Below are 24,968 nucleotides of genomic sequence, written 5' to 3'. Positions count from 1 at the left end.
CGCGGCCCCGTGACTGCATTGCTGCCGCCGGCCGCGTTACTCACTCCACCGTCATCACCAGGGCGCCGTCGCCGTCTTCGATCCGGACGTGCGAGCCATCGGGGATTTCGCCGGCGAGGAGCTTTTCCGCCAGCGGGTCCTGAAGGTAGCGCTGCACTGCGCGCTTCAGCGGGCGGGCACCGTAGACGGGGTCGTATCCAACGCGCCCGAGCCAGCGCTTTGCTGATTCCGACAGGTCGAGGACGATCTTGCGGTCCTTCAGCAGTTTCTGGACACGGTCGACCTGGATGTCGACGATCGGCGCCATGTGCTCCTGGCCGAGCCGGTGGAACAGGACGATCTCGTCCAGGCGGTTGAGGAACTCAGGCCGGAAATGCCCGCGCACGACCTCCATCACCTGCGGCTCGACCGTGGCCACGTCCACGCCCTCGTCCAGACCTGCCAGGTACTGGCTGCCCAGGTTGCTGGTCAGGATGATCAGCGTGTTGGTGAAATCCACCACCCGCCCCTGCCCGTCCGTCAGCCGTCCGTCATCAAGCACCTGCAGCAGCACGTTGAAGACGTCGGAGTGCGCCTTCTCCACCTCGTCGAAGAGGACAACCTGATAGGGCCGCCGGCGCACCGCTTCGGTCAGCACGCCCCCTTCCTCGTAGCCGACGTAGCCCGGCGGCGCGCCGATCAGGCGGGCGACCGCGTGCTTTTCCATGAACTCCGACATGTCGATGCGCACCATCGCGGTGTCGTCGTCGAACAGAAAGCCCGCCAGCGCCTTGGTCAGCTCGGTCTTGCCCACACCCGTCGGGCCCAGGAACAGGAACGAGCCGAGCGGACGGTTCGGATCCTGAAGGCCGGCACGCGCGCGCCGCACCGCCTTGGAGACGGCCGCCACCGCGTCCTTCTGCCCGATCACGCGCGCGCCGAGCACTTCCTCCATCTTGAGGAGCTTTTCGCGCTCGCCCTCCAGCATCTTGTCCACCGGCACGCCGGTCCAGCGGCTGACGACGCCGGCGATGTCGTCCTCGGTGACTTCCTCGCGCAGCAGAGCGTTGCCGGCAGAGGCCTGCGCCTCGGCCAGCTTGGCCTCCAGCTGCGGGATCGTGCTGTAGGACAGTTCGCCCGCGCGGGCATAGTCACCACCGCGCTGGGCCTGTTCCAGTTCGTTGCGTGCAGCGTCCAGCTGTTCCTTCAGCTTGCCCTCGGCGGCGATCTTGTCGCGCTCGTTCTGCCAGCGGGTGGTCAGCTCGCTCGACTGCTGTTCAAGATTCGCCAGTTCCTCCCGCAGGGTGGCCAGGCGGTCCTTCGATGCTTCGTCGGTCTCTTTGCTGAGCGCCATTTCCTCGATCTTGAGCTGGATGATGCGGCGATCCAGCTTTTCGATCTCTTCGGGCTTGGACTCCACTTCCATGCGGATACGGCTGGCGGCCTCGTCCATGAGGTCGATCGCCTTGTCGGGCAGGAAGCGGTTGGTGATGTAGCGGTTGGACAGCGTCGCCGCCGCCACGATCGCGCCGTCGGTGATGCGCACGCCGTGGTGGAGCTCGTACTTCTCCTTGAGCCCGCGCAGGATCGAGATCGTGTCCTCGACTGTCGGCTCGCCCACGAAAACCGGCTGGAAGCGGCGCTGCAGGGCGGCGTCCTTCTCGACGTACTTCTGGTATTCGTCGAGCGTGGTCGCGCCGATGCAGTGCAGCTCACCGCGCGCGAGGGCGGGCTTGAGCAGGTTGCCTGCGTCCATGGAGCCCTCGGACGCGCCCGCCCCGATCAGCGTGTGCATCTCGTCGATGAACAGGATGATCTGGCCTTCGGCACCCTTTACCTCGTCAAGCACGGCCTTCAGGCGTTCCTCGAACTCCCCGCGGTACTTGGCGCCAGCGATCAGGGCCCCCATGTCGAGCGCCATCAGCTGGCGGTCCTTGAGGCTGTCAGGCACGTCGCCGTTGGCGATGCGCAGCGCGAGGCCCTCGGCAATGGCGGTCTTGCCGACGCCCGGATCGCCGATCAGCACGGGGTTGTTCTTGGTGCGCCGCGCGAGGATCTGCACGGTGCGGCGAATTTCCTCGTCCCGGCCGATCACCGGGTCAAGCTTGCCGTCGCGCGCGGCCTGCGTGAGGTCGCGGGCGTACTTCTTCATGGCGTCGTAGGCGTTCTCCGCACCGGCGCTGTCGGCGGTACGGCCGCCGCGCAGTTCGGTGATCGCCGCTTCCAGCGCCTGGGGCGTGACGTTCGCCGCCTTGAGCGCCTGGCCGGCTGCCGTGGTGCTCGCAAGAGCAAGACCCAGAAGCAGCCGCTCCACGGTGACGAAGCTGTCGCCAGACTTGGTCGCTGCCTGCTCCGCCGCGTCGAGAACGCGCACGGCGTCATTGTCGAGGCCGGGGGCACCTGCAGCACCACCGCCGGAGACGGCCGGAATTTTCGCGAGCGCCCTGTCGAGTTCCTGCGTAGCATAGGTGGCATTGCCCCCGGCGCGCTTGATGAGCCCTGCCGCCATGCCTTCGGAATCGTCGAGCAGGGCCTTGAGGATGTGCTCGGGTGCGATGCGCTGGTGGTTCAGGCGAATGGCAACGGTCTGCGCGGCCTGAAGGAAACCTTTTGCACGGTCTGTGAACTTTTCGAGATTCATAGGATAACTCGCCTCCTGAACTCGTAATATAGTGTTGCAGATTTGCAACACAAGTGACCTTAGCGCAGTTTTCGCAGTGTCGCCCGATCGGATCGTATCCCGCTCAAGAGAAGCTGCCGGAACCGGCCTGTGGCAGAAGATGGGAGCACCACGAAGAAATGCCAGAGGCTTCGCGGGGGCGGTAATGATCGGCGGCCGGTTATCAGGGCGTGGCGCAGGTGGATTGGGTGGCCTAGCCTTGGGGCAACAGAACCAAGGGACGAGGCGCATGGCGAAATTCACACCTCAACAGGCTGCGGACGTGCTGGCTATCAAGCAGGCCATTTACGAATGGGGCGATGAGCTCGACATCAACAACGGCCTGCATATGCGCGCGGCGAACTGCCTGGCGGAAGATGTCCGCTACAACGTGGGTGGCCAATGGCGCGAAGGGTTGAAGGACGTCGAAGCTTTCTACCAGGGACGCGCCGAAACCATGAAGGCCGGAGCGGGCCTGATGACGATGCGCCACATCATCACCTCCCTGCGGGTCAGCTTCGATGACGCCGACCACGCCCGGGTGGGCTACCTTCTCGTCTTCTTCGCGGCGCTGGGCGAAGGCCCGTTCGACAGCTACTGCGATCCGCTCGCCGTTGCCGACGTGAAGATGGAATGCCGCCGCGATGAGGACGGCGAATGGCGCATCACGATGTTCGATTCCGGCCAGATCTTCAAGCGCGGCTGACGGGGAAGTGCCCCGGTTCGTTATCGGGGCCACCACGAGACTTCCTGCTGGTCACGAAAGAACAAGCTGCTAACCTCGGCTCATGCGATCCGTCACACAGTCGAGCGTCACCGCTCTTGCCGCCGCCCTTCTTCTTTCCGCCTGCACCACTTCGCCGAACGGCCGACCGGCGGCCTCGGCAGAAGCGCCCCCTGCCCCCGGCCTTGCGCCCGCCGCCTCGCCGCAGGAACTGGTCGCGAAAGTCGACATCCCGTATGAAAAGTTCGTTCTCGCCAACGGCCTGACGACCATCGTCCACACGGACCGCAAGGCCCCGATCGTAGGCGTGACGCTGTACTACAAGGTCGGCTCCAAGAACGAACCGCGCGGCAAGACCGGGTTCGCCCACCTCTACGAACACCTTTTCTTCGGCGGTTCGGCCAACGTCCCCAATTTCGACATTCCGCTGGAAGGTGCCGGTTCGACATCGACCAACGGATCGACCTGGTACGACCGCACGAACTACGTCGAAACCGTCCCGACCGGTGCGCTCGATCTTGCACTGTTCATGGAAAGCGACCGCATGGGCGCGCTGCTGCCGGCCGTCACCCAGGACAAGCTCGACAAGCAGAGGGGCGTCGTTCAGAACGAAAAACGGCAGGGCGACAACCAGCCCTATGGGCTTGCGGAGTACCTGACCGCCGAAGGCCTCTTTCCGGTGGGCCACCCTTACCGCCACTCGACGATCGGCTCGATGGCCGATCTCGACGCCGCCACGCTGGCGGACGTGCAGAAATGGTTCACCGACCACTACGGTCCAAACAACGTAGTGCTGGTCCTTTCCGGGGACATCGACGCGACAACTGCGCGACCGATGGTGGAAAAGTGGTTCGGAGCCATCCGGCGGGGGCCGGAGGTGGCGCCCGTCGCAGCCGGACCGGTAACGCTCTCCGCCCCTGTCTCGCGCGAGATGACCGATCAGGTTCCGGTGCTGCGCATCAGCCGCGACTGGAGCGGCCCGGGCCTCAACGACGCGGACGCCGTCGCCCTGCGCATCGGCATGCACATCCTGGGCGGGCTTTCCAGCTCCCGGCTCGACAATGCACTGGTGCGCGGCAACCAGATGGCGGTTTCGGTGCGCGCGTCCGCCATGGTGTTCGAGCAATCGAGCTTCCTGAACGCGACGATGGACGTGAAGCCCGGCGTTGACCGGGCGGCGGCAGAAGCCGAACTGGACCGGGTGATGGCGGAATACATCGCCAAGGGACCGACCGAGGACGAAGTACGGCGCGCCGTCACCAGCGTCCTCTCCGGCGAGATCGGCGGCCTTGAACAGGTCGGCGGGTTCTCCGGCAAGGGCGCAACCCTTGCGGAAGGCGAAGTCTATTCGGGCGACCCGGCCAAGTACAAGGCGGACCTCCAGGCCATCGCGGCACTCAGCCCCCCCACCGTGCACGCGGCGCTGCGCAAATGGCTCGGCCGCCCCGTCTACAAGCTCGCCGTCGTCCCGGGTGTCCGCACCGAAGACGGCGCGACGATGGGCGGGTGGGGGGATGAGGATACCACCCCCCGAAAGGCGGTCGCCAAATCCGCGAAGGCGGCGAAAATCGGCCCTGCTCCGAGGCGCACGGCTCCGCCCGTCGCGCCCGTGGGCGCACTGGCGTTTCCCTCGATCGAGCGGACGACCTTGTCCAACGGCATCCCCGTTGCGCTCGCCCGCAGGACCGGCGTGCCCAAGCTCGTCATGGCCATCGACTTCGACGCCGGCTTCGCGGCCGATGCCCTCGATACGCCGGGCACGCAGGGCCTCATGCTCGATATGCTCGACGAGGGCACGAAGACGCGCAACGCCACTCAGATCGCGGAGGAGCAGGAACGGCTCGGCGCGTCCATCCGGACCGATGCCAGCCTCGACAGCAGCAGCCTTGTCGTGAGCGCTCTCTCCGCCAACCTCGCGCCGTCGCTTGCGCTCGCGTCCGACATGCTCCTCCACCCGGCCTTCGCCCCCGCCGACTTCGAGCGGGCGCGCGGGCAGGCCATGGCCGAGCTGGCCCAGGCCCAGTCGACCCCCAGCGCACTTGCCGGGCGCACCCTGAATGCGGAACTCTTCGGCGATCATCCCTACGCGCAGCCAGGTGACGGCCTGGGAACGGAAACCTCGCTTGCCGCCCTCACTCCGCAAGCGCTGAGCGCAGCCCATGCCAAGTGGGTGCGGCCGGACCTCGCCCGCATCACCGTGGTGGGGGACGTGACGATGGAGCAGCTCAAGCCGCTGCTGGAGCAGTCCTTCGGCGCATGGAAGGCGCCCGCCGCACCCCGGCCGAACAAGCCTCTGGACGCTGCCGTGCCGGCGCCAAGCGCGCGCGTCGTCCTCATCGACCGACCAAACTCGCCGCAGTCGGTGATTCTCGCCGGCCGTGTCCTGCCGCTGACGGGACGCACACCGGGTGAGGAGCCGCTGATGCTGGCCAACGACGTGGTGGGCAACGGCTTCCTCTCGCGCTTGAACGCCGACATTCGCGAGGACAAAGGCTGGAGTTACGGCGTGCGCTCCGGCGTGACTCAGAACAGCGGGCCACGGGTGATAGAAGTCATGGCACCCGTACAGGCGGATAGGACAGGCGATTCCGTGCGGGCCGTCATCCAGAACATGAGCGCCTTCCCCGCCCGCAGCCCAATCACGACCGCGGAATTCCAGCGCGTGACCGAGGGTGCCATCCGCGCCCTGCCCACTCAGTTCGAAACCAACGCCGCTGTCCTCTCGGCCATCATCCGGAATGACCGCCTCGGCCGGCCTGAAGATTATTACGTGCGCCTCGCGCAGACCTATCGCGGGATCGATGCCGAGCGGATCGGCGGTGCCGCCCGGCAGTACCTTCAGCCGAACGATCTCACCTGGATCATTGTAGGTGATCGCAAGATCGTGGAACCTCAGCTAAAGGGCCTCGGTTTGCCCGTAGAAGTTCGCCCCGCCCCCACGGGCGGCGACGACGCCACGGACGGCGAATAAGGAGATCAGAATGTCTGTTGCAGGTACTTACGATTGCGTCACCAACACCCCGCTGGGGCGCAAGAAGGGTGTTCTCACCGTCACGCCGAGTGGTGACGGCCAGTTCACCGGCAACATCACCGGCGATCTCGGCACGATGGACATCAAGGACGGCCGCGTTGACGGCCAGGCTCTCAAGTGGTCCATGCGCATGACCTCGCCCATGCCGATGAACCTCGACTGCAAGGCCACGGTTACCGGGGACGCGCTGACGGGAACGATCAAGGCGGGCATGTTCGGGTCAATGGAACTGACCGGCACCCGGCAGACGGCCTGAATACCGGACGGAAAAAGCCCGGCACCGCGCGCAGCAAGGCGCAGTGCCGGGCCCTCTCACCCCCCCAGGTGAGCCCTTGACGCGGCGCCTGCAGCGCCAGCCGTCGTTGCACGAGAGGCAGCGCTTTCGCCCGGCCTCTTTTCAAGACGCCCCTGTTCCCCGCAACTAAGGGATAACACGGGACGGAATGATGGCAAGACGATTATCGTTAATCGCACTTTAAGCCTGCCTCTACATGGGGCTACCAAAGAAAAACCCCGCGGAGGCTTTCGCTTCCACGGGGTTTTTTCTTGTCAGGAGGCGAGGCGTCAGCCCAGTTTCGCCTTGAGGATCTCGTTGACGACCTGCGGGTTCGCCTTGCCCTGCATCGCCTTCATCGTCTGGCCGACGAAGAAGCCGAACAGCGCAACCTTGCCGTCCTTGTACTGCGAGACCTTGTCCGCGTTGGCGGCAAGGATCTCGTCCACCTTCGCCTCGATGGCGCCGGTGTCGCTTTCCTGCTTGAGCCCTTCGCGCTCCACGATGGCGCCGGCGCTGTCGCCGGTTTCCAGCATGATCTCCAGCACCTGCTTGGCGATCGAGCCGGAAATGGTGCCCTTGCCCACCAGCGCCAGCAGCTCAGCCGCCTGTTCGTGGCTGACCGGAGAATCGTCCAGGCTGCGGCCGAGCTTGTTAAGGGCGCCGAAGAACTCGGAAATCAGCCAGTTGGCCGCCTGCTTGGCCACCTCCGCCGGCGCCTTCCCCTGTGCCGAGGCCGCTTCGGAGAGGAGCGCCTCGAACCAGCCCGCGGTGTCGACATCGGCGGTCAGCACCGCCGCGTTGTAGGCCGAGAGGCCAAGATCGCCGACATAGCGCGCGCGCTTCGCATCCGGGAGTTCCGGCAAGGAGGCGCGGCACTCCTCCAGGAACGCATCGTCCAGCACCAGCGGCAGCAAGTCCGGGTCCGGGAAGTAGCGGTAGTCGTGCGCGTCCTCCTTGGAGCGCATCGAGCGAGTGGTGCCTGTATTCGGGTCGAACAGGCGCGTTTCCTGCACGATCTTGCCACCGCCTTCGAGCACGTCGACCTGACGGTTCGCCTCATGCTCGATCGTCTGCATGACGAAGCGCACCGAGTTGACGTTCTTCGTCTCGGTGCGGGTGCCGAATTCCTCGCCGGGCTTGCGCACCGATACATTGACGTCGCAGCGCATCGAACCCTGGTCCATGTTGCCGTCGCACGAGCCGACATAGCGCAGGATCGTGCGCAGCTTCGACACGTAGGCACCGGCCTCGGCGGGCGAGCGCATGTCGGGGCGGCTGACGATCTCCATCAGTGCCACGCCCGAACGGTTGAGATCGACGTAGGACATGGTGGGATGCTGGTCATGCATCAGCTTGCCCGCGTCCTGCTCGACGTGGATGCGCTCGATGCCGATGACCTTATCCTCGGGAATGCCGGCCTTCTCGTCCGCCTCGATCGTGATCGAACCTTCACCAACGAGCGGGTGGTAGAGCTGGCTGATCTGGTAGCCCTGCGGAAGGTCGGCGTAGAAGTAGTTCTTGCGGTCGAACCGTGACCACTTGTTGATCTGCGCGTCGATCGCCATGCCGGTGCGCACCGCCTGGCGGATGCACTCCCGGTTAGGGACCGGCAGCATGCCCGGCATTGCCGCGTCGATCAGCGAAACCTGCGTGTTCGGCTCGGCGCCGAATGCCGTTGCCGAGCTGGAGAACAGCTTGGAATTGGACGTGACCTGCGCATGGATTTCGAGGCCGATGACGACCTCCCAGTCCCCGGTGGCGCCCTGGATGCGATACGTGCTCATATTACCACCACTTCCCCGGCTTGGCCGTGAATCCTGCGCGGCTCTCAATCGCGAGGCCGGCGTTCAGAACGCCCTGCTCGTCCAGCGGGCGGCCGATGATCTGCAGCCCGAGCGGCAGGCCCTGCGCGTCCAGCCCTGCAGGCACCGACATCGCAGGCAGGCCGGCGAGCGAGGCCGGGACCGTGAACACGTCGTTGAGGTACATCGCAAGCGGATCGTCGACGTTCTCGCCCAGAGCGAAGGCGGCGCTCGGCGCAGTGGGAGTCAGGAGGACATCGACCTGCTCGAAGGCCCTGGCGAAGTCCTGCGAGATCAGCGTGCGCACCTTCTGGGCCTGCGTGTAGTAGGCGTCGTAGAAGCCGGCGGACAGCACATAGGTGCCGATCAGGATGCGGCGCTTCACTTCGGGGCCGAAGCCGGCGGCACGGGTGGCGGCGTACATGTCCTGCAGACCCGCGCCATCCGGCAGATCGCGCAGGCCGTAGCGCACGCCATCATACCGCGCGAGATTGGACGACGCCTCGGCGGGCGCGATGATGTAGTACGTCGGCAGCGCGTACTTGGTGTGGGGCAGCGACACCTCGACGACTTCGGCGCCGGCGTCCTTCAGCCATGCGATGCCCTGTTCCCAGACGGCGTCGATCTCGGCCGGCATGCCATCGGCGCGGTATTCGCGCGGGATGCCGACCTTCTTGCCCTTCATGTCCGCCGAAAGCGACGCGGTCCAGGCCGGCACGGGAAGATCGAGGCTGGTCGAATCCTTGGGGTCGAAACCCGCCATGGCTTCGAGCATGATCGCGCAGTCGGTAACGTCGCGGCCCATGGAGCCGGGCTGGTCGAGCGAGCTGGCAAAGGCGACCACGCCCCAGCGCGAGCAGCGCCCATAGGTCGGCTTGATGCCGGTCGTGCCGGTGAAGGCCGCCGGCTGACGGATCGATCCGCCCGTATCGGTGCCCGTGGCCGCAGGCGCAAGGCGCGCCGCGATCGCGGCCGACGAGCCGCCCGAGGAACCGCCGGGCGTCAGCTGGGCCTTGCCGTCGGGACGGCGCCAGGGCGAGATGACGTTGCCGAAATGGCTGGTCTCGTTGGAGGAACCCATGGCGAACTGGTCGAGGTTGAGCTTGCCCAGCATGCCCGCGCCCGCGTCCCACAGCTTCTGCGACACGGTGGATTCGTACTGCGGCACGAAGCCTTCGAGCATGTGGCTGGCCGCGGTCGTCTGTACGCCAAAGGTCGCGAACAGGTCCTTCATGCCGATCGGCACGCCGGCCATCGCACCCAGCGCCTCACCGGCAGCGCGCTTCGCATCCACCGCCCTGGCGGCTTCGACAGCCTTTTCGGGCGTCACGACGATAAAGGCGTTCAGCGCGTCCTGCGCCGCCGCGACATTGGCGTTGAACGCCTCGGCCACCTCGACCGCAGAGAACTGGCCGGCGGCCACGCCGTCGCGAAGGGCGGCTACGCCCAGGTCGGTAATGTCACTCATTATTCGATCACCTTGGGCACGCCGAAGAAGCCGTGTTCGGCGGCGGGGGCATTGGCAAGAACGGCGTCGCGCTTGTCTCCGCCGGTCAGCGGATCGGCATCGATCACGTCGTCGCGCAGGCGCAGGGTGTTGGGGATGACGGCGGTCATCGGCTCCACGCCGCTGACGTCCACTTCGCCCAGTTGCTCCACCCAGGCGAGAATGCCGTTGAGTTCGGGCACCATGGCCTCGAGCTCCGGCTCGCTCACCTTGATGCGCGCGAGGCTGGCGATCTTCGCCACGGTTGCGGTATCGACCGACATGGCTTTCCTTCACGGTTGAGCCCGCCAATGGTAGGCGCGGCGGGCGGAAATTCGAAGCCGCCCCAGCTAGCAGCGAGGCGGCCCGGCTTCAAGCACGGCGCAATGCGGCTGCGCCCGTCCCCGAACCGCCGGGAACGGGCGATCCGGGACGGGAGGGCGGCCGCCGCCGAGCTACTTCGCTTGTTGCGGCTCTGCCGGAGGGTTCGCGGCTTGCGCGCGCATCTGCGCCATCATCGCCTGAAGCTCCGCAGCGGTCTTGAAGTCAATCAGGTCGACTTCGAAGATCAGCGTCGAGTTGGCCGGGATCGGACCCGATGCCTCTGCGCCGTAGCCAAGCTCGGGCGGGATGGTCAGGCGGTAGCGGCCGCCGCGCTCCATCTGGACGATACCCTGCGCAAAGCCCGGCACCACTTCATCCAGTGCCATGGGCACACGGTCTGCCTGATCGAAGACGGTGCCGTCCGTCAACATGCCCTTGTAGTTGATGAGCACGAACGAGTGCTCCGGCGGCCTTCCGCCCACCCCGGCGGACAGGGTCTCCACCTTCACCTGCGCAGCTGCGGGGGCAGCGGCAGGCGCGGCCTGCGCGAAGGCTGCCGAGGGCAGCGTCAGCGCCAGCAGCGCCGCAAGTCGAAGCATGGTCACGCCGGTCAGGGCTGCGCCGGTGCCGGAGCGCCCGGGACTGCTCCCGGAGCGCCACCCTGCTGCATCTGCTGAAGCTGCTGCAGGATCTGCTGCTGCTGGCGGATTTCAGCAAGGCTCTTGTAGTCGATCAGTTCGACTTCGAACTTGAGATCGGCGTTGGCGGGAATCGGCGAACCTTCCGGCGGCGTAGCGCCATACGCGAGTTCGGACGGAATGATGACTTCGTACTTGCCGCCGCGCTGCATCTTCTGGAGCGCCTTGGAGAAGCCCGGCACGAACTGGGCAACCGGATTGGGGTAATTCTTGTTCTGATCGAACACCGTACCGTCGGTCAGCATGCCCTTGTAGTTGATGAGCACCACGTCATCCATCGTCGGCGATTCGCCCGTTCCGGCGGTCAGCGTCTTGACGGTGGGGGTCGGCGGCAGCGCCGCATAAGCGACACCGGCGGAAGCCAGGGCGATCGCCGCGATTCCGATCCAGAGCTTGGAGACAGCGCCCTTGGCAATCGGCTGAAGCGGGACGCGGGTGATCTCTGTCATCGTCTGTGGCCTCGTACTCGGAAAATGGAACGCCCGAACGGCAGATGCACAAAGGGCGCGGAATGGTGATTCCGCGCCCTCATGGCTCAACCCGGCGCGGCATTCAAGCCGCTCACCGAGATTTAGAGGCGCCCTGCGCAGATGCGCAGGAAAGCGCGCTTACTTGGAGCCGTCACGCTCGGCGCGCTTGCGCTCAAGCTTGCGAGCGCGGCGAACGGCGGCAGCCTTTTCGCGAGCGCGCTTTTCCGAGGGCTTCTCGAAGTGACGGCGCAGCTTCATTTCACGATACACGCCCTCACGCTGCAGCTTCTTCTTGAGAGCCCGAAGAGCCTGATCGACGTTGTTATCGCGGACGAGAATCTGCATAAACCGAAACACCTCACAAAAATAGACGGGCCGCCACGCATCCGGTCTGGCGTGGCGAGCCGCGAATCCTGAGCCAAAAAAGGGCCGCCGCCGGACTCGGGGGCAGCTGATTGACGGGCCCGTTAGCAAAAGGAGGCAGGCAAGACAAGGCCCAAGCCCTCTTTCGCGCCGTTCCGTGTGCGCAGCCGTTGGAAATTGGCGCATTCGCGGCTAAGGCGAGCGCCATGCCCCAACCTTCCTTTTTCATGGCCTCGCTTTACGTGGCCCTCGGCGGCGCGTTCGGCTCCTGGCTGCGCTTTCTCGTCGGGCGCGGCTGGACCGCGGTGCTTGGTCCCATGCGCGCAGGCGCTTTTCCTTATGCCACACTCAGCGTCAATGTCGCGGGCAGCCTGCTGATGGGCCTCCTTGCAGGCTGGCTCGCGCGGTTCGGCAACAATGCCGAAGGGACGCGCCTTCTCCTCGGCATCGGCGTGCTGGGCGGTTTCACGACTTTCTCTTCCATGAGCCTCGACTTTGCGGTTTTGATCGAGCGTGGCGAGATCGCCACCGCCGCTCTCTATACGGGCCTTTCTCTTATCGCCGGATTCGGCGGCCTCTTCCTTGGCCTACTCATGATGCGGAGCCCGGCATGAACGATATCGTCCGTCAATTCACGGTCGGCCACGACGACGATGGCGTGCGCCTCGACCGCTGGTTCAAGCGCCACCTGCCCCAAGTCGGCTTTGCCATGGTGTCCCGCTGGGCGCGCACCGGCCAGATCCGCGTCGACGGCAAGCGCGCCGACGTCGATACACGCCTCGAAGCGGGCCAGGTACTGCGCGTGCCGCCCGGCGGCGAGGCGAAGGCGGGCGGAACCGCCCCGCGTCCGCGCCGCGAACTCACCCCGGCCGAGATCGAGCTGGCCGATTCGATGGTCCTGACGCAGGACCGCGCCGCCATCGTCCTCAACAAGCCGCCGGGCCTCGCCACGCAGGGCGGTTCGGGCATGCAGGAGCACGTCGACGGCCTGCTCGACGCCTTCGCCGACAAGGGCCCGCGCCCGCGCCTTGTCCATCGTCTCGACAAGGACACCTCGGGCGTCCTGCTGATCGCCCGCACGCCGGGCAGCGCGGCGTTTTTCTCCAAGCGCTTCTCCGGCCGCTCCGCCAAGAAGATCTACTGGGCACTCGTCGTCGGCGTACCGAGCATCGAGGACGGGATGATCGAACTGCCGCTGGCCAAGCAGCCGGGAACCGGCGGCGAAAAGATGCACGTCGATGAGAAGGAAGGTCAGAGCGCCCGCACCCGCTATCGCGTGATCGATCGCGCCGGGAACCGTGCCGCATGGGTCGAACTGCACCCGCTGACCGGCCGCACTCACCAATTGCGCGTCCACATGGCCGCCATCGGGCATCCGATCGTGGGTGACGGCAAGTACGGTGGGCAGGAGGCGTTTCTTACCGGCTCTATCAGCCGCAAAATGCACCTCCACGCACGCCGCCTGCTGATCGAGCATCCGGACGGCGCGCCGCTCGACGTCACCGCTCCGCTGCCCGAGCACTTCGCCAACTCGCTCGAATCGCTCGGCTTCGTGGAGTCTGAGGGCGACGTCGAGATCGAGGCGCCGGTCGAGTTCACCAAGGAAGACCAGAAGCGCGCCGCAAGGCAGCACGCCAAGGAATACCGCAAGGAACGCCGTGGCGAGCGCCGCAAGCGCAGCGATGGTCCGCCCTCGGGCCAGACCCGGCCGAACAAGCCAGCCGGCAAACCCAGCGGCAAGCCAGGCGCGCGGGCGGGGACGAAGCCGGGCGCCAAGCCCTTCGGCAAACCGGCGCGTCCGGGCAGCGGCAGGCCCTCCGGCCCGCGCGGCGGCGCCCGCCCCGGCCCGAAGCCCGGCGGCGCCCCGCGAGGGCGTAGCCGGTGAAGCTGGCGGTCTTCGACTGCGACGGTACTCTGGTCGACGGTCAGGCGCCGATCTGCGAGGCGATGGAGCTGACGTTCGAGGCTTTCGCGCTCACCCCGCCCTCACGCGGAGCGATCCGCCGCGCGGTCGGCCTGTCGCTGCCGCAGGCGATACGCCAGCTCCTGCCCGCCTCGAACGCGGAGCAGCAGCAGGCGATGGCCGAGGTGTACAAGCAGTCGTTCCGCACCGCGCGCGAACAGGGCCGCGTGGCGCAGCCTCTGTTCCCCGGCGTCGGGGACACTCTGCGCGCGCTTCAAGCGCAGGGCTGGACGCTTGGCGTGGCCACCGGAATGTCGGACCGCGGCTTGAGCTTCTGCCTTGCGGCCAACGGCATCACCGACCTGTTCGTGACGCTCCAGACGGCGGATCGCCACCCGTCCAAGCCGAACCCGGCCATGCTGCAACACGCCCTCTTCGAAGCGGGCGCCGATGCGACGCAGGCCGTGATGATCGGTGACACCGCCTACGACATGCAGATGGCCGCAAGCGCCCATGTCCGGGGCATCGGGGTGGACTGGGGTTACCACCACCCGCGCGAGCTTATCGCCGCAGGAGCGGAGGTCGTGGTCGAAAGCCCGGCGCAACTGCTGGAGCACCTGCTGCGATGAGCGAACGGGATCCCGCAGCCGCACGGTTCGCGATCATCAACCTCGTGCGCCTTGCCGGCGTTGGCTTCGTCGTGCTCGGCATTCTTGTGGCGAATGGCCGCATTCTTCCCGACGCACCCGACTGGGTGGCTTATCTGCTCGTCGCCAACGGGCTGGTGGACGCCTTCGTCATTCCCGCTGTTCTCGTCAGAAAGTGGCGCACTCCGAAATGAAGCGTTTCTACAAGCAGGCCGCCGCCGAACGCTGTGACGGCGGGTGGCGCGCAACCCTCGACGGGCGGCCGATCCGCACCGCCGGCGGGAGACCGCAGATCGTGCCCAGCCAGGCCCTCGCCGAAGCTCTCGCCGCCGAATGGCAGGCGCAGCGCGAGGAGATCGACCCGGCCTCCTTCCCTTACCGCGACTTGGTGGACTTCACGATCGATGCCGTCGCACCTGCGCCGGATGCGGTGATCGCAGAACTGCTGCCTTACGCAGAGACGGATACGCTTTGCTATCGCGGCGATCCGGATGAGGCGCTGTACAAGCGGCAGCTGGAGGTGTGGGAGCCGCTTCTTGCGGCGGCGGAAACGCGGCTGGGCGTCAGCTTCTCGCGCATCTCGGGCATCATGCACAAACCGCAGCCGCCCGAAACCCTTGCCCGCCTTCGTACCGAGCTTGAACAGTGCAGCGCGTTCGAACTGGCGGCGCTCAAGATGCTGGCCAGCCTTGCCGCTTCGCTGGTGATCGCGGTCGAGGCGATCCGGCCAAGCGCCGATGCGGATACCTTGTGGGAGGCGGCCGAGCTCGAGGCCGACTGGCAGGTCGAACTCTGGGGTGAGGACTGGGAAGCGGCCGAGCGCCGCACGGCCCGCTTCGACGCGTTCAAGCTGGCCATGCGGCTGGCGCAGCTCTCGCGCGGATAGCAGGAGGCGGGTCCGAAGAACGGACCCGCCCTTACGCCTGCATCAGAACTTCGCGCCCAGCGCCACGACGGCGTTGTGCCGGCTGAAGTCGGCCTCGTAGTTCGAGTAGCGGTACTCGACCCTGGCGAAGAGGTTGCCGCTGAGGTCGTACTGCGCACCCGCGCCAAGACGGAACCCGTCGGCGTTCTCGCCCACATCGGCGCTGTTGACGCCGTCCGTGTAGGTCAGGCGCAGGCGGGCATTGGTGTAACCGCCGAGCACGTAGAGCTGGCTGCGGTCGCCCATCTGCGTACCGAGGCGAACGACGGCAGCGAGGTCACGGCCAGTGCGCAAGCAGAGACGCTCCGCTCCCGCGGCGGCGCAGCTTTTGGTGCTGCTGTCGGCGACGGTGCCCTGAATGCCCACGAACATCCCGCCTGAAAGCGGCATATCGTAGCCGGCGCTCACGCCGTAGTATACGCCTTCCTCGGAATCGCCAGCCGCCGAAAGGGAATCGAGGCCGGTTTCCGCCTGCACGAAGGCCTGTGCCTGTGCAAGGGCCGGAACGGCGAAAAGCCCGGCGACGAGACCGAGTGCTGCAAATGTCCTCATGAAATGCTCCTCCAAAGTTTTATCTCCCAGCTTCCTTGGACGGCAGCAGGGAGGCGCCCTGTAGCTTTGGAGATTATGAGGAGAAACCAATAAGATGCCTGTCCGAAACAAACAGGACACAGTGTGATACATTAGTCACTGCGCGCTTGGAGGCCCGGCCCCGCCAGCGCCGATCTTGCGCCGCTTTCCCGTTCCCGTCCTATCGGGGATGGAGCCGCCCAAAGTATTTTGGGCAGCTCAGCCCAAGTATCGGCCTTGCGATCGGCCGCTGCCGTCCTAACCCTTGATCCAGTCCGCCACCTGTCGCGCCACGTCGTTGGTGGCGCGATTGAGCGCGGCCCCGACTGGCTTCGCCTTGGCCTCGACACCGTTGACCACGGACTCGAAGCGGCGCGTCTGAAGCGGCCCGGTGCCGCGTTCCGAACGCACCGCGTCAAAGCGCACCACGACGGCGCTGCGCTGGGCGTCGTAGCCCATCTGCAGCAGGCGCCCACCGATGAGCGTCCTGCCCGTGACCTCGAAGTCACCGCCTTCTACCACGAGCTGGCCCGTCCGCGCGCGCAGCGTCTCGGCGAGCAGCGCCCGGAACTGGCGCGTCGGCTTCTCCACCCAAAGCGCGTCCTTGAGGTAGGCGACCCTTGAGGCATCGACGGTCACAGGCACGCGAAGAACGTCGAGCCCGCGATCCGCTTCGGGATCAAGGACCACGATCGCCTCGCTCAGCTGCGCGGTGGCTGTGCTGCCGGCGGGTGCGCTTTCCTCGGCCGTGAGCTTGAGCAGCTCGTCCGGCGGCTTGGTTCCGAGGCTGACGCAGCCGGCAAGACCGGTGGTTAGCGCCAGTGCTGTGGCCGCAGCAAGCAGGCCATGGCCGACACGGTTCATTGCGATACCCCTCATGGCTCGTAGTCGGGCAGCTTCTGCCCCTTGAGCAGGGCACCCGCGCCCTGTTCGTCGATACGTTCGGTCAGGCTGCGCAGAGCCTTGCTCGTGGCGCGCAGGTCGCGGATGGCGCTTTCGGCCGCGGGCAGCGTCTGTTCCGTCACCTGGCTAAGGCCGGGTTGTGCGCTCTGCAGCGTACGGTCGAACTGCTCCATCGACTTCTGCGCGGACGCCAGCGTCCGTCGCAGCTGGTCGGCAAGCGAGCTGCCTTCATCCCCGAGCAGGTCATCGGCCTTGTGCGCCACGCCCTCGAACGCGGCGAGCGTCTGCGTCGCCTGGCGAAGGCTGCCCTGAAGCTCGGTCATTGTGGCGCGCAGTTGCGGCGTCGCGTCCGAAATATCCCTGGTCATCTTGTTGGTGTTGGCCAGGATTCCGGTGATCGACTTGCGATTTTCCGCACTGAGCAGCTGGTTGAGGTTTTCGGTCAGAGTGGCCAGCCGCTCCAGCAGCAACGGCGCGTTCGAGAGGATCTCGCCGAAACCGCCACGCTTTGTCGGAATGACAGGCACGCCCTCCGGCCCTGGCTCGGTAAGCAGCGGCGCGCCTTTCACGGCGCCCTCCAGCTGGATGTCGGAGACACCGGTAAAGCTTGCCTGGATCGTCGCCGTCGTGCCTACGGTGATCGGCACCTTCTCGTCGACCTTGACGCGCACCCGCACGAAGCTGGGATCCTGTGGCCACAACTCGATCTGCGTGACCTGCCCGGAAGGAACGCCCGCGTAGCCGACTTCCGAACCCCTTGCCAGGCCATCGACCGACTGCTTGAAGAAGATGTCGTACTCGTTCTGGGCACCCTCACCCAGCCGCGCAATCCACATGACGAAAGCCGCGAGGAGCGCCAGCAGTATCAGCGTGACGGCTCCGACCCAGACGTGATTGGCCCGTGTTTCCATCGCCGTGACCTATGCCCCCGTCCTGTCGCTGTCCATGCTCCGGCCTGCAGGCGGCGGAGCGGAAGATGAATCAACGGCTTGCGCCGTGTCGTGTTCCGGCGTCACCGCCGGGTCGTCCTTCGCGGCAAGCGCCGCACGGCCGCGTGGGCCGTTGAAGTATTCCTGAATCCACGGGTGATCGAGCGCAAGCAGCTCCGGGATGGTGCCGACCGCGATGACTTTCCTGTCCGCCAGCACCGCCACACGGTCACAGATGGCGTAGAGCGTGTCGAGGTCATGCGTGATGAGAAAGACCGTGAGGCCCAGCGTCTCCTTCAGTTCGCGCGTCAGCGTGTCGAAGGCGGCTGCGCCGATAGGGTCAAGCCCGGCGGTAGGTTCGTCGAGGAACAGCAGCTCCGGATCGAGCGCCAGCGCGCGCGCCAGGCCGGCGCGTTTCTTCATGCCGCCCGAAAGCTCGCTCGGGTACTTGAACGCCGCGTCCTCCGGCAGACCCGAGAGGCGCACCTTGAAGCGCGCGATCTCCGCCCGGAGTTCGTCCGATATCTCGGGGAAGAACTGCTTGAGCGGAACTTCGACGTTCTCTCCGACGGTGAGCGTGGAGAACAGGGCACCGCCCTGGAACAGAACGCCCCAGCGGGAGCGCAGATCGACCGAATCCTCTTCGGTCGCATCGCCCATGCGGTGGCCGAGGACGGTGATATCCCCTCCCGTCGGCTGCTGCAGCCCGATGATCGAGCGCATCAGGACGGACTTGCCCGTGCCCGATCCTCCGACCACGCCGATGATCTCGCCCCGGCGCACCTTGAGGTCGAGGCCGTCGTGGATGACGTATTCTCCGAAGGCGTTGTGCAGACCCTTCACGACGATGGGGTAATCCTCCGCGTCGCTGCGGGTCTGCGGGTCCGTGGCAGGTGTGGTCGACGTGTCGTTCATCGTCATGCGAGACCCATCACTTCCAGCCGATCTTCGTGAAGAAGATCGCGAAGAAGGCGTCCAGGACGATGACGGTGAAGATCGCGGTGACCACGGCCTGCGTGGTACGCGCGCCGACCTCCTCCGCGTTGGCGGTCACCTGCATGCCCTGGTAGCACCCCGCGAGCGCCACGATCAGCGCGAACACGGGGGCTTTGATGAGCCCGATCCACAGGTCAGTCATCGGCACGACTTCCTGCGTGCGCTGGAGGAAAGTCCAGAACGGTATGTCAAGCGCAAACCCGGCGATGGTGGCGCCACCGATGATCGCCAGCACCGAGGAATAGAAGCCCAGGAGCGGCATCATCAGCATAGAGGCCAGAACGCGGGGCACGACCAGCGTTTCCATGGGAGACACGCCGATGGTGCGCATGGCGTCCACCTCCTCGGTCAGTTTCATGGTGCCGATCTGCGCGGCGAAGGCCGAGCCGGACCGGCCCGCCACCATGATCGAGGTCATGAGAATGCCCAGCTCTCGCATGGAGAGGCGGCCGGTCAGGTTGATCGTGTAGATCTCCGCCCCGAACTGGGCGAGCTGCACCGCACCCTGCTGCGCGATGACGATGCCGATGAGAAAGCTCATCAGGCCGATGATCCAGAGCGAGTTGATGCCCACATACTGCATGTGGAACATCAGCGCCGTCCCCCGCAACCGCGACGGGTGCCGGATCATCACGCCGAACGCGAGGATGAGTTCGCCAAGGAACCCGAGCATCTTGCGAAGGCCGACGCCCCAGCTGGCGACCAGATCGCCCAGTTCACCGACCGTGCGGATCAGCAGCGAAGGACGCCGTTCGGGCTCCGCCTCATGTTCGGAAAGATCGCCGATGGCTGCGATGAGGCGGCGGGCCTGTTCGCTTTCGCCGGTGATCTCCAGCCCCCGTTCACGGGCATGGCGGGCCACCAGCCAGGCGCCGGTCGTGTCGATGTCCGTGACGCCGGACATGTCGATCCGGGTGTAGTCGCCATCGAGCCCGGCCAGCTTTGCGTCAAGGTTCCCGAGCGAATGCACGCGCAGCGGTCCCTTGAGCGCCAGCACGTGATCGCTTCCTTGGTCGTTTTCCGACAGGGTGAATTCAGCCCATTCCCGCATGTTTTCTCGCAATGGTGCAAAAAGCACGTACCGGCAAGATGTTCCGCTCGGGCGACGAAAGGCCCGGATCGCTGGATCGCACGCGCTTGCGGCAAAAGCGAGGCAATGGCTTCTTGCGCGCGAACCCGCCCGCTGGCATGGCGCGGCGCCATGACCGAACAGAATGCCGGCGCGCCGACCGAACCCGCTCTCGACAAGACCTTCGACCCTGCCGGGATCGAGGCGAAGTGGTATGCCCACTGGGAAGACAAGGGCCTTTTCCGGCCCGAACGCCCGGACGCGCAGCCCTTCACCATCGTCAACCCGCCGCCGAACGTGACGGGCAGCCTGCACATCGGGCACGCACTCGACAACACGCTGCAGGACGTCGTGATCCGCTACGAACGGCTGCGTGGCAAGGATGCGCTGTGGGTCGTCGGCACCGACCACGCCGGCATCGCGACGCAGATGGTGGTGGAGCGCCAGCTCGAAGCGAAGCAGGACAAGCGCACCAATTACACGCGCGAAGCGTTCATCGAGAAGGTCTGGGAATGGAAGGCCGAGAGCGGCGGCACCATCACCGGGCAGCTGCGCCGTCTCGGCTGTTCGATGGACTGGAGCCGCGAGCAGTTCACGATGGACCCGCACTTCACGCGCGCCGTGGTCAAGGTTTTCGTCGACCTGCACAAGCAGGGCCTCATCTACCGCGACAAGCGGCTGGTGAACTGGGATCCCAAGCTCAAGACCGCGATCAGCGACCTCGAGGTGGAGACGCGCGAGGTTCAGGGCCATTTCTGGCACCTGAAGTACCCGCTCTCCGACGGTTCGGGCCACATCCACGTCGCGACCACGCGCCCGGAAACGATGCTGGCCGACATGGCCGTGGCGGTGAATCCCGAGGACGAGCGCTATAAGCCGCTGCTCGAGCGTGGCGCCACCGTCACCCTGCCGATCACCGGGCGCGAGATCCCCATCGTCGCGGACGAGCACGCGGACCCGGAACTGGGCTCGGGCGCGGTGAAGATCACGCCCGGCCATGATTTCAACGACTTCGAAGTGGGCAAGCGCGCAGGCATCAAGGCCGCCGACATGCTCAACATGCTCGATGCGGAGGCGAAGGTCTGCCAGACGGCGGATGGCCTGATCCCGCACGAGTTCCTCGGAATGGATCGCTTCGATGCCCGCAAGCGCGTGATCGAACTGCTCGACGAGGACGGCCTGCTGGAGAAGGTCGAGGACCGCGTGATCCAGACGCCTTACGGCGACCGCGGCGGCGTGGTGATCGAACCCTGGCTGACCGATCAGTGGTATGTCGACGCCGCCACCCTCGCCATCCCGCCGATGGAAGCGGTGCGCAGCGGCGCCATAGAAATCGTCCCGAAATCGTGGGAAAAAACCTTCTTCAACTGGATGGAGAACATCCAGCCCTGGTGCGTCAGTCGCCAGCTCTGGTGGGGCCACCGCATCCCGGCATGGTACGCCGAGGACGGCGAAGTCTTCGTGGCGGAGACGGAGGAGGAGGCGCAGGCCCTTGCCGGGAACAAGGCGCTGACCCGCGACAACGACGTGCTCGACACCTGGTTCTCCTCGGCGCTGTGGCCCTTCGCCACGCTCGGCTGGCCGGACGAGGACGCGCCGCTGCTCAAGAAGCACTACCCGAACGACCTGCTCGTCTCCGGGTTCGACATCCTGTTCTTCTGGGATGCGCGCATGGCGATGCAGGGCATCCACTTCATGAAGGAAGTGCCGTGGAAGCGGCTTTACCTGCATGGCCTCGTGCGCGCGGCGGACGGGCAGAAGATGTCCAAGTCCAAGGGCAACGTCGTCGATCCGCTGGGTCTCATCGACACGTACGGGGCCGACGCGCTGCGCTTCTTCATGACCGCCATGGAAAGCCAGGGCCGCGACGTGAAGATGGATGAGAAGCGCGTCGAGGGGTATCGCAACTTCGCGACGAAGCTGTGGAACGCCGCGCGCTTCTGCCAGTCCAATGGCATCGTCGGCAGCACTTCGGTCGCCGCACCCAAGGCCACTTCGGCGGTCAACCGCTGGATCATCGGCGAAGTGGTCGAAACCGTCGCCGCACTCGACAAGGCGATGGCCGATCTGCGCTTCGACGCCGCCGCCAACGCGATCTACCACTTCGTCTGGAACCAGTTCTGCGACTGGTACATCGAATTGATCAAGGGTCAGTTCGATGACGAGACCAGGGCCGTCGCCGGCTGGGTGCTCGACCAGATCCTCGTCATGCTGCACCCCTTCATGCCCTTCGTCACCGAAGAGCTGTGGAGCAAGACCGGCAGCCGAGCCCACGAACTGATCGTGGCGCAGTGGCCCGCGCCGGACGCTTCGGTGGACGCCGAAGCCAAGTCGGAAGTCGAATGGCTCATCGCCCTCGTCGGTAACCTGCGCGGCGCCAAGGCGGAACTCGGCATCGCGCCGGGGGCGCGCCTGACGGCCTATCTCGCCGAGCCTTCCGCGGCGACGCGCGCGGTGATCGAGCGCAACCCGGCCGTGGTCGACCGCCTTGCCCGTTTGGACGCGATCCGCTTCGAAGCGGCACCAGCCGGCGCCGCGATGCAGGTAGGCGCGGGCGATGCGATGCTGGCGATCCCGCTCGAAGGCGTGATCGACATCGCGGCGGAGAAAGCGCGCCTTGAAAAGGCCCATGCCGCCGCCATCAAGGAGCGGGACTCGCTGGGCAAGCGCCTCGAGAACCCGGCTTTCGTCGAGAAGGCGAAACCGGAAGCGGTCGAAAAGGCGAAAGCCGACCATGCGGCGCATTCGGCGGAGGCCGAAAGGCTGGCCGCTGCGCTTGCACGGCTTGGCTGATGAGATGTGGCCCCGGGTCGCTCCGGGGCCATGCCTGGGCCCGGCGCTTTCCTACTTGCCGGACCTCTGACACTGTCGCGTGATGATCACGCGTGTAATCCCGGTTGACTGTATGCCCGCGCGCGCATCTTCTGCGACGCTGCAAGGCGCATCGTCTCCTTCGCCGGCGACACCCTGGACCCGGGGCGCCGCTTCGTTCTCTGTACCGTGTAAACCGTGTAAACCATCCCTCTTCCTATGCCCCTGACCCTAGCCACCACCACGCCCGGCGAGCCGGAAATCTTCGCCTCCCTGCAGGGCGAAGGCCCTTCGATGGGGCAGCCGAGCACGTTTGTGCGCCTCTCGCGCTGCAATCTCGCCTGCCAATGGTGCGACACCGCCTACACCTGGCGCTTCACCGGCGACAATCGCCCGCACCGCGACGCCCTGGCCTTTGAGCGGAGCGAGAACCAGGTGGCGATGGAGGAAGCCGCGCTGGCGGAGCGGATCGCGGCACTTGTCCCGGACCGTCTCGTCATCACGGGTGGCGAACCGCTGCTTCAGGGCGCGGCGCTTGCCCGCATGCTTGCCGTTCTCGACGATCTGCGCCCCGGCATGCACGTGGAGATGGAGACGAACTCGACCGTCGCCCCCCATCCGGCGCTGGATGCACGCGTGAACCAGTACAACGTCAGCCCGAAGCTGGCGCACAGCGGTAACCCGGCCGACCTCGCGCTCCTGCCGAAACGCCTTGCCGCATGGGCGGCCGAGCCCCGCGCCTACTTCAAGTTCGTGATCGCGACACCCGACGACCTCGACGAGGTCCGCGCCCTCCGGGAAACCTATGCGATCCCGGGCGCCCGGCTGTTCCTGATGCCCGAAGGCCGCTCCAGCGATGTCATACGGGAACGGTCGGGATGGCTGGCGGATTTCTGCGCGGCGAACGGACTGCGCTTCACCGACCGCTTGCACATCCATCTCTGGGGAGACACGAGAGGGACATGAACGAAGCATCGCCCATTCCTGCCGGAGAAGAGCTCGCCGCTGCAGATTCGCCTCAGGAGCAAGCAGCGGCGCGTCCGGCCATGCGGGGCGACCTGACCAAGGGGCCGATCCTGAAGACGCTGCTGTTCTTCTCGATCCCCATGCTGGCGTCCAACGTGCTGCAGGCGCTGAACGGCTCGGTAAACGCGATCTGGGTGGGCCGTCTGCTGGGCGAAGCGGCGCTGGCGGCGACGGCGAACGCCAACATCGTCATGTTCCTGATCTTCGCCGCCGTCTTCGGCTTCGGCATGGCGACGACGGTGCGCGTCGGCCAGCACTTCGGTGCGCGCCAGATCGACGCCGCCCGCCAGACCTTCGGCACCGGGGTCGGCTTCTGTCTTCTCATCTCCATCGCCACGGGCGTTGTCGGATGGTTCGGAGCCGGTGCCCTGCTGGACGTCCTCGGCACGCCGGCCGCCAGCAAGGCGAACGCGCTGGCGTACCTGCGGGTCGTCTTCGTGACGATTCCCCTCGCGACCGTGAACATGATGGTGTCGATGGGCATGCGCGGCGCGGGCGATTCCAAGACTCCCCTTTACGCGATGATCCTGGCGGTCGTCGTCGACATCGCGCTCAACCCGATACTCATCATCGGCGTGGGGCCGCTTCCCGCTCTTGGCGTGGCGGGTTCCGCCATAGCCACGGCACTTGCCAACACGGCCGGAATGCTGCTGCAGATCTGGGTGATCTATCGCAACGATCTGCCGCTGCGCCTGCGCGGGCCGGAGCTTGGCTACCTGCGCCCCCGCGGCGATGACTTGCGCTACGTCCTCAGCAAAGGCCTGCCGATGGGCGCGCAGATGCTGATCGTGTCGGCCGCGGGACTGATCATGGTCGGCCTCGTCAATCGCGAAGGCCTGAATGCCGCGGCGGCCTATGGCGCGTCCCTGCAGCTGTGGAACTACCTGCAGATGCCCGCCTTCGCCATCGGCTCGGCCGTCAGCGCCATGGTGGCCCAGTCCCTCGGCGCAGGGGACCACAGCCGCGTCGACCGTGTGACCCTCATCGGCGTTGGCACCGCGCTTGTCCTCTCGATCGTGCTGGCAGCCCTGATCGTCGGCTTCGACGCCCCGCTGCTGGCGCTGTTCCTCGGCGCGGATAGCCCCGCCATGCCGATCGCCGAACATATCCAGCTCGTCTGCACCGCCTCGTTTGTCATCGTCTCTATCACGATGATCCTGACCGGCACCATGCGCGCCTACGGCGCCGTCGTCGCGCCGCTGGTGATCCTGTTCCTGGGACTCTACCCCGGACGCCTCGGCTTCTACGCGATAGCCGAGCCGCTCATCGGCAGCGAGGCGGTGTGGTGGTCATACCCGGTCGGCTCCGGGCTGACGGTTCTCATCACGGTGCTCTATCACCGCTTCGGCAAGTGGCGGGACGCCTTCTCGATGTAG

23 protein-coding genes are annotated in these 24,968 nt (G+C 66.1%); 11 read left to right on the top strand and 12 right to left on the bottom strand.

Features of this window, described 5'->3' with window-relative positions:
• Positions 1-40: 40 nt before the first annotated feature.
• Positions 41-2,620 carry an ATP-dependent chaperone ClpB gene (clpB, locus tag C2R25_RS06880; RefSeq protein WP_103728440.1) on the bottom strand — a complete coding sequence of 860 codons (2,580 nt, stop codon included), beginning with the start codon at positions 2,618-2,620 and terminating at the stop codon, positions 41-43.
• Between the two features lie 268 nt (positions 2,621-2,888).
• Here clpB and C2R25_RS06875 point away from each other — a divergent pair, with 268 nt between their 5' ends.
• From C2R25_RS06875 to C2R25_RS06865, 3 genes are all read left to right on the top strand, one after another.
• Positions 2,889-3,344, top strand: a complete 456-nt coding sequence (locus tag C2R25_RS06875) for a nuclear transport factor 2 family protein (RefSeq protein WP_103728439.1) — start codon at positions 2,889-2,891, stop codon at positions 3,342-3,344.
• Between the two features lie 82 nt (positions 3,345-3,426).
• Complete coding sequence (locus C2R25_RS06870; RefSeq protein WP_103728438.1) at positions 3,427-6,333, top strand: pitrilysin family protein; 2,907 nt, start codon at positions 3,427-3,429, stop codon at positions 6,331-6,333.
• A 10-nt stretch (positions 6,334-6,343) separates the two neighbouring features.
• The gene (locus C2R25_RS06865; RefSeq protein WP_103728437.1) at positions 6,344-6,649 is read left to right on the top strand and encodes a hypothetical protein; all 306 of its coding nucleotides are present in this window, start codon (positions 6,344-6,346) and stop codon (positions 6,647-6,649) included.
• Positions 6,650-6,957: 308 nt separating this feature from the next.
• Here C2R25_RS06865 and gatB read toward each other — a convergent pair whose 3' ends face one another.
• The 6 genes from gatB to rpsU form a co-directional block, all read right to left on the bottom strand.
• A complete protein-coding gene (gatB, locus tag C2R25_RS06860; protein WP_103728436.1) occupies positions 6,958-8,454 on the bottom strand; it encodes an Asp-tRNA(Asn)/Glu-tRNA(Gln) amidotransferase subunit GatB in 1,497 nt (498 codons plus the stop codon).
• A gap of 1 nt (position 8,455) precedes the next feature.
• The gene (gene gatA / locus C2R25_RS06855) at positions 8,456-9,940 is read right to left on the bottom strand and encodes an Asp-tRNA(Asn)/Glu-tRNA(Gln) amidotransferase subunit GatA (protein WP_103728435.1); all 1,485 of its coding nucleotides are present in this window, start codon (positions 9,938-9,940) and stop codon (positions 8,456-8,458) included.
• Positions 9,940-10,242 carry an Asp-tRNA(Asn)/Glu-tRNA(Gln) amidotransferase subunit GatC gene (gene gatC / locus C2R25_RS06850; RefSeq protein WP_103728434.1) on the bottom strand — a complete coding sequence of 101 codons (303 nt, stop codon included), beginning with the start codon at positions 10,240-10,242 and terminating at the stop codon, positions 9,940-9,942. Before gatC ends, gatA begins: the two co-directional genes overlap by 1 nt.
• Positions 10,243-10,413: 171 nt before the next feature.
• Positions 10,414-10,881 (bottom strand): FKBP-type peptidyl-prolyl cis-trans isomerase, encoded by a 468-nt coding sequence (locus C2R25_RS06845; RefSeq protein WP_103728433.1) that lies wholly within the window; start codon positions 10,879-10,881, stop codon positions 10,414-10,416.
• Between the two features lie 11 nt (positions 10,882-10,892).
• Complete coding sequence (locus C2R25_RS06840; protein WP_103728432.1) at positions 10,893-11,429, bottom strand: FKBP-type peptidyl-prolyl cis-trans isomerase; 537 nt, start codon at positions 11,427-11,429, stop codon at positions 10,893-10,895.
• A gap of 159 nt (positions 11,430-11,588) precedes the next feature.
• A complete protein-coding gene (gene rpsU, locus C2R25_RS06835) occupies positions 11,589-11,795 on the bottom strand; it encodes a 30S ribosomal protein S21 (RefSeq protein WP_008832565.1) in 207 nt (68 codons plus the stop codon).
• A 224-nt stretch (positions 11,796-12,019) separates the two neighbouring features.
• Here rpsU and C2R25_RS06830 point away from each other — a divergent pair, with 224 nt between their 5' ends.
• The 5 genes from C2R25_RS06830 to C2R25_RS06810 are packed head-to-tail and all read left to right on the top strand — an operon-like array spanning position 12,020 to position 15,249.
• Complete coding sequence (locus C2R25_RS06830; RefSeq protein WP_103728431.1) at positions 12,020-12,427, top strand: CrcB family protein; 408 nt, start codon at positions 12,020-12,022, stop codon at positions 12,425-12,427.
• Entirely contained in the window at positions 12,424-13,698 is a 1,275-nt protein-coding gene (locus C2R25_RS06825; RefSeq protein ID WP_103728430.1) for an RluA family pseudouridine synthase, read from the top strand. The genes C2R25_RS06830 and C2R25_RS06825 overlap by 4 nt, the downstream gene beginning before the upstream one ends.
• Positions 13,695-14,345, top strand: a complete 651-nt coding sequence (locus C2R25_RS06820) for an HAD-IA family hydrolase (protein WP_103728429.1) — start codon at positions 13,695-13,697, stop codon at positions 14,343-14,345. Before C2R25_RS06825 ends, C2R25_RS06820 begins: the two co-directional genes overlap by 4 nt.
• The gene (locus C2R25_RS06815) at positions 14,342-14,557 is read left to right on the top strand and encodes a hypothetical protein (protein ID WP_103728428.1); all 216 of its coding nucleotides are present in this window, start codon (positions 14,342-14,344) and stop codon (positions 14,555-14,557) included. The genes C2R25_RS06820 and C2R25_RS06815 overlap by 4 nt, the downstream gene beginning before the upstream one ends.
• Positions 14,554-15,249 (top strand): ATP12 family chaperone protein, encoded by a 696-nt coding sequence (locus C2R25_RS06810; RefSeq protein WP_103728427.1) that lies wholly within the window; start codon positions 14,554-14,556, stop codon positions 15,247-15,249. The genes C2R25_RS06815 and C2R25_RS06810 overlap by 4 nt, the downstream gene beginning before the upstream one ends.
• A gap of 42 nt (positions 15,250-15,291) precedes the next feature.
• Here C2R25_RS06810 and C2R25_RS06805 read toward each other — a convergent pair whose 3' ends face one another.
• From C2R25_RS06805 to C2R25_RS06785, 5 genes are all read right to left on the bottom strand, one after another.
• A complete protein-coding gene (locus tag C2R25_RS06805; RefSeq protein WP_103728625.1) occupies positions 15,292-15,840 on the bottom strand; it encodes an outer membrane protein in 549 nt (182 codons plus the stop codon).
• Positions 15,841-16,116: 276 nt separating this feature from the next.
• Positions 16,117-16,737: an ABC-type transport auxiliary lipoprotein family protein gene (locus C2R25_RS06800; RefSeq protein ID WP_103728426.1), complete on the bottom strand. Its 621-nt coding sequence runs from the start codon at positions 16,735-16,737 to the stop codon at positions 16,117-16,119.
• Positions 16,734-17,672 carry an MlaD family protein gene (locus C2R25_RS06795; protein ID WP_103728425.1) on the bottom strand — a complete coding sequence of 313 codons (939 nt, stop codon included), beginning with the start codon at positions 17,670-17,672 and terminating at the stop codon, positions 16,734-16,736. Before C2R25_RS06795 ends, C2R25_RS06800 begins: the two co-directional genes overlap by 4 nt.
• 9 nt (positions 17,673-17,681) lie before the next feature.
• Positions 17,682-18,605, bottom strand: coding sequence for an ABC transporter ATP-binding protein (locus C2R25_RS06790; RefSeq protein WP_233203816.1), 924 nt, complete (start codon positions 18,603-18,605; stop codon positions 17,682-17,684).
• 16 nt (positions 18,606-18,621) lie between these two features.
• On the bottom strand, positions 18,622-19,737 hold the full coding sequence (locus C2R25_RS06785) for an ABC transporter permease (protein WP_103728423.1): 1,116 nt from the start codon (positions 19,735-19,737) through the stop codon (positions 18,622-18,624).
• Between the two features lie 150 nt (positions 19,738-19,887).
• Here C2R25_RS06785 and C2R25_RS06780 point away from each other — a divergent pair, with 150 nt between their 5' ends.
• The 3 genes from C2R25_RS06780 (at position 19,888) to C2R25_RS06770 (ending at position 24,968) form a co-directional block, all read left to right on the top strand.
• Complete coding sequence (locus C2R25_RS06780; RefSeq protein WP_103728624.1) at positions 19,888-22,548, top strand: valine--tRNA ligase; 2,661 nt, start codon at positions 19,888-19,890, stop codon at positions 22,546-22,548.
• Between the two features lie 237 nt (positions 22,549-22,785).
• Positions 22,786-23,532 carry a 7-carboxy-7-deazaguanine synthase QueE gene (locus tag C2R25_RS06775; protein WP_103728422.1) on the top strand — a complete coding sequence of 249 codons (747 nt, stop codon included), beginning with the start codon at positions 22,786-22,788 and terminating at the stop codon, positions 23,530-23,532.
• Positions 23,529-24,968 carry an MATE family efflux transporter gene (locus C2R25_RS06770; protein WP_103728421.1) on the top strand — a complete coding sequence of 480 codons (1,440 nt, stop codon included), beginning with the start codon at positions 23,529-23,531 and terminating at the stop codon, positions 24,966-24,968. Before C2R25_RS06775 ends, C2R25_RS06770 begins: the two co-directional genes overlap by 4 nt.

Origin of the sequence: Novosphingobium sp. HII-3 (assembly GCF_002916655.1) — a bacterium.
Classification (GTDB): domain Bacteria; phylum Pseudomonadota; class Alphaproteobacteria; order Sphingomonadales; family Sphingomonadaceae; genus Novosphingobium; species Novosphingobium panipatense.
This window is presented reverse-complemented; position numbering and strand designations above follow the sequence as displayed.

Coding starts and splice junctions, on each gene's coding strand:
- C2R25_RS06845 (WP_103728433.1), bottom strand. CDS start 10,881: ATGCTTCGACTTGCGGCGCTGCTGGCGCTGACGCTGCCCTCGGCAGCC.
- C2R25_RS06840 (WP_103728432.1), bottom strand. CDS start 11,429: ATGACAGAGATCACCCGCGTCCCGCTTCAGCCGATTGCCAAGGGCGCT.
- C2R25_RS06795 (WP_103728425.1), bottom strand. CDS start 17,672: ATGGAAACACGGGCCAATCACGTCTGGGTCGGAGCCGTCACGCTGATA.
- C2R25_RS06775 (WP_103728422.1), top strand. CDS start 22,786: ATGCCCCTGACCCTAGCCACCACCACGCCCGGCGAGCCGGAAATCTTC.
- rpsU (WP_008832565.1), bottom strand. CDS start 11,795: ATGCAGATTCTCGTCCGCGATAACAACGTCGATCAGGCTCTTCGGGCT.
- gatA (WP_103728435.1), bottom strand. CDS start 9,940: ATGAGTGACATTACCGACCTGGGCGTAGCCGCCCTTCGCGACGGCGTG.
- C2R25_RS06865 (WP_103728437.1), top strand. CDS start 6,344: ATGTCTGTTGCAGGTACTTACGATTGCGTCACCAACACCCCGCTGGGG.
- C2R25_RS06790 (WP_233203816.1), bottom strand. CDS start 18,605: ATGAACGACACGTCGACCACACCTGCCACGGACCCGCAGACCCGCAGC.
- gatB (WP_103728436.1), bottom strand. CDS start 8,454: ATGAGCACGTATCGCATCCAGGGCGCCACCGGGGACTGGGAGGTCGTC.
- C2R25_RS06825 (WP_103728430.1), top strand. CDS start 12,424: ATGAACGATATCGTCCGTCAATTCACGGTCGGCCACGACGACGATGGC.
- C2R25_RS06810 (WP_103728427.1), top strand. CDS start 14,554: ATGAAGCGTTTCTACAAGCAGGCCGCCGCCGAACGCTGTGACGGCGGG.
- C2R25_RS06805 (WP_103728625.1), bottom strand. CDS start 15,840: ATGAGGACATTTGCAGCACTCGGTCTCGTCGCCGGGCTTTTCGCCGTT.
- C2R25_RS06785 (WP_103728423.1), bottom strand. CDS start 19,737: ATGCGGGAATGGGCTGAATTCACCCTGTCGGAAAACGACCAAGGAAGC.
- gatC (WP_103728434.1), bottom strand. CDS start 10,242: ATGTCGGTCGATACCGCAACCGTGGCGAAGATCGCCAGCCTCGCGCGC.
- C2R25_RS06770 (WP_103728421.1), top strand. CDS start 23,529: ATGAACGAAGCATCGCCCATTCCTGCCGGAGAAGAGCTCGCCGCTGCA.
- C2R25_RS06830 (WP_103728431.1), top strand. CDS start 12,020: ATGCCCCAACCTTCCTTTTTCATGGCCTCGCTTTACGTGGCCCTCGGC.
- C2R25_RS06780 (WP_103728624.1), top strand. CDS start 19,888: ATGACCGAACAGAATGCCGGCGCGCCGACCGAACCCGCTCTCGACAAG.
- C2R25_RS06800 (WP_103728426.1), bottom strand. CDS start 16,737: ATGAGGGGTATCGCAATGAACCGTGTCGGCCATGGCCTGCTTGCTGCG.
- clpB (WP_103728440.1), bottom strand. CDS start 2,620: ATGAATCTCGAAAAGTTCACAGACCGTGCAAAAGGTTTCCTTCAGGCC.
- C2R25_RS06815 (WP_103728428.1), top strand. CDS start 14,342: ATGAGCGAACGGGATCCCGCAGCCGCACGGTTCGCGATCATCAACCTC.
- C2R25_RS06870 (WP_103728438.1), top strand. CDS start 3,427: ATGCGATCCGTCACACAGTCGAGCGTCACCGCTCTTGCCGCCGCCCTT.
- C2R25_RS06875 (WP_103728439.1), top strand. CDS start 2,889: ATGGCGAAATTCACACCTCAACAGGCTGCGGACGTGCTGGCTATCAAG.